The 1,796-nt window shown below is 71.4% G+C and carries 3 protein-coding genes; all 3 read left to right on the plus strand.

From position 1 onward, the window contains the following. The coding region (locus L995_RS10630; RefSeq protein WP_047471511.1) for a LysR substrate-binding domain-containing protein at positions 1-399 on the plus strand (399 nt) is incomplete at its 5' end. Between the two features lie 93 nt (positions 400-492). Then, complete coding sequence (locus L995_RS10635; RefSeq protein ID WP_047471513.1) at positions 493-1,164, plus strand: glutathione S-transferase; 672 nt, start codon at positions 493-495, stop codon at positions 1,162-1,164. A 106-nt stretch (positions 1,165-1,270) separates the two neighbouring features. After that, the coding region (locus L995_RS10640; RefSeq protein WP_047471515.1) for a LysE family translocator at positions 1,271-1,796 on the plus strand (526 nt) is incomplete at its 3' end.

Here is a 1,796-nt window from a genome sequence, read left to right on the forward strand (position 1 = left end):
GCCGAGCTGCTGCTGCGCGCGCCGCTGACGCCCATGTGCACCCCGGCCCTGGCCCAGCGCCTGCGCCAGCCGGCCGACCTGGCCGGGCAGACGCTGCTGCGCTCGTACCGCCTGCAGGAGTGGGAGAGCTGGTTCGCCACGCTGGACCAGAGCGCGCCGCTGGCGCGCGGGGCCATGTTCGACTCCTCGCTGACGCTGGCCGAGGCGGCCGCCCAGGGCGCGGGCGTGGCCCTGCTGCCGGCGCGCATGTTCCAGCACCTGCTGCAGCAGGGCCGGCTGGTGCGCCCCTTCGAGCAGGAGGTGGACACGGGCGCCTACTGGCTGACCCACCTGCGCTCGCGCGCACCCAGCGCGGCGCTCAAGACCTTCAGGCAATGGCTGCTGGCGCAGCTGCAATAGCCACGGACGCCCGCGGCAAGACCCGCAGGCCGCCCGACTTTGGCCCCGGCGCTATCATCTGCCGCTTTTGGCCCCTAGCCCCGTTCCCGCTCCATGACCCAGACCCTGCCGGTTCTCTACTCGTTTCGCCGCTGCCCCTACGCCATCCGCGCCCGCCTGGCGCTGGCCCATGCCGGCCTGGCCTGCGAGCTGCGCGAAATCAACCTGCGCAACAAGCCGCAGGCGCTGCTCGACGCTTCGCCCAAGGGCACGGTGCCCGTGCTGGTGCTGGAGGACGGCCGCGTGATCGAGCAGAGCCTGGATGTCATGCTGCACGCGCTGCGCGCCAATGACCCGGACGGCTGGCTGGCACCGACCAGCGGCTCGCTGCCGGAAATGCTGGCGCTGATCGAGCGCAACGACGGCTTTTTCAAGCACGCCCTGGACCGCTGCAAGTACCCCGAGCGCTATACGGCCGAAGAGGTCAACCACGCCCAGGCCGATGCCCTGACCTGGCTGGCCGAGCTGGACGACCAGCTGGAGGCCACCGGCTACCTGTTCGGCCAGAACCCCAGCCTGGCCGACATGGCCCTGCGCCCCTTCGTGCGCCAGTACGCGCGCATCGACGAGTCGCAATGGAACGAGCAGCCCTGGCCGCACCTGCAGGCCTGGCTGCAGCGCTGGATCGACTCGGCCCTGTTCGCCGAAGTGATGGAAACCTACCCGGGCTGGGTGCCCGGCACGCGCGGCCCGGTCTTTGCCGCCGGCGGCGTGGGCAGCGACTGACGCCTGCCCGCCCCGTGTGCCCTGCCCCGGGTCGGCAGGGGCTGCGCACGGCAGGCAAAGCTGGCACAGTGGCAGGCTGTTGCCAACCGCATGAGCCTTCGCCGACATGACCCTCGCCACCCTGCTCGTCTTCTCCCTGGTCGCGCTGATCGCGATCATCACCCCCGGCCCCACCGTGCTGCTGGCGCTGGCCAATGGCTCGCGCCACGGCGTGCGCCGCGCCCTGCCCGGCATGCTGGGCGCCGTGCTGTCGGACTTCGTGCTGGTCGGCGCTGTCGCGCTGGGCCTGGGCGCGCTGCTGGCGGCCTCGGAGTTCTGGTTCTCGGTGGTCAAGTGGGCGGGAGCGGCCTACCTGGCCTGGCTGGGCCTGCGCATGCTGCGCAGCCAGGGCGGATCGCTGTCGGCACCCCAGGGTGACGGCGAGGCAGAGGCCGGCGCCGACGGCTACAGCGCCCGCACCGTGCTGCTCAAGTCGTTCCTGGTCGCCGTGACCAATCCCAAGGGCTACCTGTTCTGCTCGGCCCTGCTGCCGCAGTTCATCGACCCGGCGGCCGCCCAGGCGCCGCAATACATCGCCATTGCGCTGGTGTTCGCGCTCATCGATTTCCTGGTGATGCTGGCCTATGACGCGG

It is taken from the genome of Delftia sp. ZNC0008 (genome assembly GCF_000799035.1).
Lineage (GTDB): Bacteria > Pseudomonadota > Gammaproteobacteria > Burkholderiales > Burkholderiaceae_C > Comamonas > Comamonas tsuruhatensis.

Bases quoted from the DNA above. Each gene is read 5' to 3' on its own strand.
- L995_RS10635 (WP_047471513.1), top strand. From the start codon at position 493: ATGACCCAGACCCTGCCGGTTCTCTACTCGTTTCGCCGCTGCCCCTAC.